We start from the raw sequence: 6,730 nt of genomic DNA on the forward strand, positions 1-6,730 counted from the left end.
ATTGCTTTGCACGTCCATTTTCATCAAAATGATAAGTCACACCATTGATGGTACGGGTTTGGTTGGTTACGAGCTCACCAGAGTTTTCGTCATAATAACGAGTTCCCTTGTAGTCTGTAACGAAATTGCCTTTAATTTGCTTACCTTGATAATCAAAGTAGAGGTGTTGACCATTGATAACTTGATCAAAGATAAGAGCCTTTCCATCGTTACCGAAGTAGTACCAATTGCCCTTCCAATTGAAGAATTGATTGGTTACAGCAGCCCCAGTCTCAGCATCGAAGTAGTAGACAGGATTGTCATAGGGTGAACGGTTATAGTTGAAGAAATCATAAGGTTTCACCAGCTCTCCTTTAACTTGTTCGCCCATTCGGTATTTTGTTGCGACGGGATTACTGAAATAGTAGAGATTACCATCTATTTTGGCAAGTCCTAATACTTTATTTCCTTCGTCATCTAGGTAGTACCAGTTACGTCCAGATTTAACAAAACCTCTTTGTCGTACAGCAGCCCCAGTCTCACTATCATAATATGGTTCGTAACCGTAAGGTCCGAATTCTCCTCTTAAAACTTCCCCATATCCTGTAATAAAATAATCCTTACCGTCAATTTTTTTATAACCAGAACTTATCTTATTATCATCGTCAAGATAGTATAATTTACCACCAGCCTTTATGAATTGCTTACGAGGGGCTTCGTGACGAGCACCAGAGTCTTTATCGTAGTAGTAGCCTTCTGCGATTGCGTCTTTAGCTTGTACTCCATAAGAGTCAAAGTAAACGTGCACCCCATCAATGGTTTGTTCACCTTTAAGGATATTCCCCTCCGCATCAGCGTAGTACCAGTTTCCATTGTGGTTAAAGTATTGACCTTTTACAAGAGCTCCAGAATTTTTATCATAGAACTTACTAGGTCTTTCATAAGTATTGTAGTTCTCTTCACTGATTACTCGACCTTTAGAATCAACAAACCCTCCCTTGGCCTGGATACCGCTATAAGGATCAAAGTTGACTTGAACCCCATCGATGGTTTGTTCGCCCTTGAGAATTTTACCCTCAGCATTGACGTAGTACCAATTATCATTAACTTGGACATAGCGATTTGTTCCCAAATCTACTTTAGCACCAGAATCTTTGTCGTAGAAGTAGCCATCATTACTAAAGACACCTTTGGCTTGTTTACCATTATAAGGGTCAAAGTATACAGGAACATTGTTAATGGTTTGAGAACCTTTAAGCCGTTTACCGTCATTACCTACGTAGTACCAGTCTTTGTCGACTTGGACATAACTATTGATTACGAGAGCACCAGTGATTCTATCATAATATTTATCGTTAGTGGCGAAATTTCCTTTGACTTGGGCTCCAGTTTTCTCGTCAAAGAAGTATTCCGTGTTGTCAATGACTGTTGCTCCTTTGATGGCTTTGCTATCAGCTCCAATGAAGTAGGTCTTGTCATTAACGGTAACGAAACGATTAGTAACTAAATTTCCAGAGTCTTTATCGTGAAATTGATTATTATAGTCAAAATCTCCTTTAACCTGTTTACCACCATATTCAAAATAAACGTGAGCTCCATCAATAATGTGTTCACCGGTTAAAATTTTTCCATCGTTACCGACATAGTACCAATTGTCTCTGATTTGAACATAACGATTGGCACCAAGATCAACACGATTACCGTCCTGATCGTAAAAGTAACCATCATCGCCAAAATTGTCGAAAACTTGGCATCCCTCGTATTTATCAAAGTAGACTTGTTTACCATCAATTGTTTGAGGACCAGTTAACCGAACTCCTTGGTCGTTAACATAATAACGTTCATTTCTATGTCTGTAGGGGTTGTAGGCAATGATATATTGGTTAGTAGCTAGAGCACCAGAATCTTTATCATAATAGCGTTCATTATTGTCAGTACTATCTTTAACAAAATAGCCTTTAACTTGAACACCTCCTCGGTCGAAGTAAACCTTAACGCCATCGATGGTTTGTGGTCCCTTTAAAATAGCACCATCATTTCCAGCATAGTACCATTCCCCGTTTAATTCGAAATAGCGGTTTGTCCCAAAATCCACTTGTTTACCGTTTTCGTCGTAATAACGGTTATCAGAAGCAAATCTACCTTTAACTTGTTCACCATACTGATCAAAATAATACCACGCTCCATTAACTTCTTTGGAACCAATTGTCTTATTACCATTTTCATCTAAGTAATAGGTTCTACCATAATTTTCAACGAATTTATTAGTAACAAGAGCACCAGAGTCTTTGTCATAATAGTGACCGTCCCAGTCAAAGTCCCCTTTAACCTGAACGCCGCCTTGATTGAAGTAGACCTTAACGCCATCGATGGTTTGTGGTCCAGTTAGATCTTTACCGCTAGCATCTTTGTAATGCCAGTATCCATACTTATCGCTGTAGTAATAACCACCAGTGACGTTTGTTTCCTTGTTCGAAGTTTCGGTAGCTGAAGCAGTCTCATTGGCAGCTCGGTCTGTAGTTACTGCCTCACGTGTTTGGCCAGCGGCTGATTCTGCAGGGGTCTGGCTTTCACTTGCAGTTGTTGAGGCCGTTTCACTGACAACTTCAGAGCTTGCTGTAGAAGTTGTGGCTTGTTCTGAGACATGTGTAGTGCTTTCAGTGCTGGCTGTGTCTTCAGTAGTGGTAGGTGCTTCAACAACCTTTGTTTCGACAAGGTCTGCGGTAATTTCCACATTGGCAGTGGTAGCAGCAGTCACATCAAGGTTTGATGCATTGTCGGCTTTAGTTTCCTCAGCGAAGGCAGGCTTTGCGACGAGGGCAAAACCTGCAAGAGCAGTTGCACATGAGAATGCAATCAGACGTTTTTTGGACCTAGGTCCAGTAAAATTAGAATGTACTTTCATACTTTTTCCTCCTTTTTCCTAAGTCTTATTATAGCGCTATTTTAGAGACTTTCAAGGAAATATAAGAAATTTAGACAAAAATAAGAAAACGATTACATAGGAAAGCGAGTAAATGGCAAATGTCACAATTTTTGCAATCATAGGAACTTAAAAAATAAAAAAATCCAGGACCTGTGCCCTGGTTTTAGGAGATTATGAAAAAGAAAAGTTTTAGGATGATTATAGTATATAGAGCAGAGCCTAAAGTTTTCTTAAAGTAGAAGATGGAATTACTTTTTCATAATGATTACTGCTAATTTACACTAATTGAGCAGTTTTCCATTTCCCTCAGCATCAAAATGGTAGGTCTTACCTTCGATAGTGAGGGTAGTGTTCTCAGTACGTGCACCACTGTTAGGATCATAATAATGAAGTTTATCATTTACAGTGACTAGTTCCCCTTTAGCTTGTTTGCCGTCTCTATGGAAATAGACATGAGTCCCATCAATAGTTTGTTCACCGGTTAGTGCATACCAATTAGGTCCAAAGTAATACCAGTTACCATTAACCTCTTTATATTGATTTTTTATAGCAGTAGCTGTTTCCTTATCAAAGTAATAGATATGGCTACCATTAGGAATAAGTGATGGGAAATAGTCTTCAGTCAAGCCATTCGCCCTAACCCTACCATCAGCATATTTATTTGTCGGAGCATCAAACATATAAAGTTCTCCGTTGATAATGTGAAGCCCTAATGGGACGTGACCAGAAGCGGTAATGTAATATCTATTACCATTTTTGGCCTTAACGAATTGAGGCCCTTTGACTTCCTTATTATTCAAATCGTAGAATGAAGAGTAGCCATAAGGATATAGAAATTCTTCTCTAGCAAGGTGGGGATCTGCACCGCCCGTAAAGGTATACTCTTTACCATTGATAGTTCGAACTCCCCCTTCTCTAAGTCTTTTGCCTTTAGCATCAACATAATAAGTCTTTCCATTCAAATCGACAAATTGTTCCTTAAGGCGGGCACCACTATCTTTATCGTAAAATGAATCGTTTTCAGCAAAGTTTCCTTTAACCTGCTTACCAGTACTATCGAAGTAGACCTCGACACCATCAATGACTTGTTCACCAGTAAGGCGTTTGCCGTCATTACCAATATAATACCAATTATTGTTTATGTTTTGATAATGATTTTGTCCTAAGTCTACTCGGTCTCCTGAATTTTTACTGTAATAGTAGCCATCCGAAGCGAAGTCGCCCTTAATCTGTTTACCGTCTTGGTCAAAGAAAACATTATGACCATCAACGACATGGGCACCTTTAAGAGGAGTACCTTTAGCACCGATTCTATACCAATTGTTATTGAAGTTAACATAACGATTGGTTACTTGTACTCCTGAATTTTCATCATAGTACGCTCCATTTTCAGCAAAGTTCCCTTTAACTTGCTTGCCATCTTTATCAAAGTAAAAATTGTTACCATTAATGACTTGTTCACCTTTTACAATTTTACCTTCGTTATTAAGATAGTACCAGTTACCGTTCACTTGAACAAACTGATTGTTGCCAAGATTAACGCGTGCTCCAGAATCTTTATCATAATAGAAACCGTCATCTGCGAAAATCCCTTTAGCTTGAACCCCATCTTTGTCAAAGAATACGGTTACGCCATTAATGACTTGCTCTCCTTTAAGAGCTTTAGAGTCTGAACCGATATAGAACCATTTATCTTTATTTTCAAGGGTATTATATGAGTTACTCTGGTCATTGATTTGAACATAACGATTAGTAACAGGTTCCCCTGTAATTGCATCATAAAAAAGTCCATTAGGTGCGAAATTTCCCTTAACTTGGATACCGTATTCACCGAAGTTGAGATGCTTACCATTAATAATTTGTTCTCCCTTAATTGTATTGCCTTCGTTATCGAGGTAATAAATAAGGGTTCCTGATGGTTGCTCTAAGGAGACAAAGCTATTTTTGACGAGTGCTCCAGTGTCTTTATCATAATAAAAACCATCGTAGCCGAAGTCTCCTTTGGCTTGGTGTCCTCTATAGTTAAAGTAGACACGAACGCCGTCAATAACTTGTGGACCTGTTACCACTTTTCCGTCTGACCCAAGATAATACCAATGGGTCTCTAGAGTTGGAGCCATAGAGCCGTTCGATTCGTAGCGTGTTAATTGAATATAACGGTTTGTCACGAGCTCGCCAGTATCCTTGTCATAGAATTGGCCGTCAGAATTAAAATCCCCTTTAATTTGATATCCGTAATAAGGGGTAAAGTAAACTTTCACACCATCAATGACCTGTTCACCTTTAAGTATCTTTCTATCTTCATCAACATAGAACCAATGGTTATCGATGAACACGTAGTGTTTTTTCCCTAGATCAACTAAATTACCATCTTGATCATAGAAACGCCCATTGTCAGCAACGCTATTACGCACCTGTGCTCCATCATACTTATCGAAATAGACAGATTTTCCATTGATGATTTGTTCACCTTTTAATTTGTCGCCATTTTTATCAACATAGAAAGGATAGATAGTGTTGTTATAGTTGTATTTAGTGCTAAAAACATAGCTATCTGTTACAAGGTTACCATCTTTATCGTAGAAGTGTTCATTGCTAGCAAATCCGTCTCGAACTTGAAGGCCGTTGTAATCATTGAAATAAACTTGTTTTCCTTGAATGGTTTGTGCGCCTTTTAATGGTTCACCATTTTTATCGACATAGTAAACACCACCAAGATGATTAATATAACAATCCGTTACAAGAGCACCAGAATCTGCATCATAGTATTGTTTATTTTTTGAAAAGTTTCCCTTGACTTGTATGCCATTTTCATCGAAATAAACGTTGATCCCATCGATTTTTTGTGCACCAGTTAGGTTCTTACCACTAGCATCCTTATAATACCAGTTACCAAGGCTATCACTATAATATTGACCACCGGTAACATTGGTTTCACTATTGGTATCTGCGGTTGCTGATGCAGCCTCACTGGCAGCCCGGTCTGTAGTTACAGCTTCGCGTGTTTGGCCTGAGACCGATTCTGCAGGTGCTTGACTTTCGCTTGTAGTTGTTGAAGCTGTTTCACTGGCAGTTTCAGAACTTGCTGTAGAAGTTGAGGCTTGTTCTGAGACATTTGTGGTGTTTTCTGTGCTAGCCACATTTTCAGTAGTAACAGGTGCTTCGACAACCTTTGTTTCGACGAGGTCTGCGGTAGTTTCTACATTGGCAGTGGTAGCAGCAGTCGTATCAAGGTTAGATGCATTGTCAGCCTTAGCTTCCTCAGCGAAGGCAGGTTTTGCGATAAAGGCAAAACTTGCAAGAGCAGTTGCACATGAGAATGCAATCAGACGTTTTGTGGACTTAGGTCCAGTAAAATTAGAATGTACTTTCATACTTTTTCCTCCATTTCCTAAGTCCTATTATAGCGCTATTTTAGAGACTTTCAAGGAAATATAAGAAATTTTGATAAAAATAAGAAAACAATTACATTGTGATGCGAGTGAGAGAGGGAATGATTTTAGTTGCTACAGACTTTTCTAAAAACAAAAAAATCCAGGACCTATGCCCTGGATTTAGGAGATTATGAAAAAGAAAAGTTTTAGGATGGTTTTAGTATATAAAGCAAAGCCTAAAGTTTTCTTAAAGTGGTAGAAATATTATGTCTTTCCTTTTTAATTCACTTTCTCAGTAGCCACACCGTTTTCATCGATGATATAAGTTTTGCCGTCTTTTTCGAGAGTGGTATTCGTCCACATAGCCCCACTGTCTTTGTCAAAGTAGTAAGTTTTACCATCAATGTCTACTAGGCTACCTTTGACTTGCTTACCATTTTTATCAAAGTAG

At 38.7% G+C, this 6,730-nt stretch carries 3 protein-coding genes; all 3 read right to left on the reverse strand.

Annotated features, from left to right (window positions below; all coding sequences use genetic code 11):
* Window positions 1-2,884: glucosyl transferase (locus tag AX662_RS10165; RefSeq protein WP_060972364.1), on the reverse strand; the 2,884-nt coding region annotated here is incomplete at its 3' end.
* A 302-nt stretch (window positions 2,885-3,186) separates the two neighbouring features.
* Window positions 3,187-6,279, reverse strand: coding sequence for a hypothetical protein (locus tag AX662_RS10170; RefSeq protein WP_060972365.1), 3,093 nt, complete (start codon window positions 6,277-6,279; stop codon window positions 3,187-3,189).
* Window positions 6,280-6,558: 279 nt separating this feature from the next.
* On the reverse strand, window positions 6,559-6,730 hold a 172-nt coding region (locus AX662_RS10620; RefSeq protein ID WP_156430714.1), incomplete at its 5' end, for a hypothetical protein.

Source organism: Streptococcus sp. CCH5-D3 (assembly GCF_001556435.1).
Taxonomy (GTDB): Bacteria; Bacillota; Bacilli; order Lactobacillales; family Streptococcaceae; genus Streptococcus.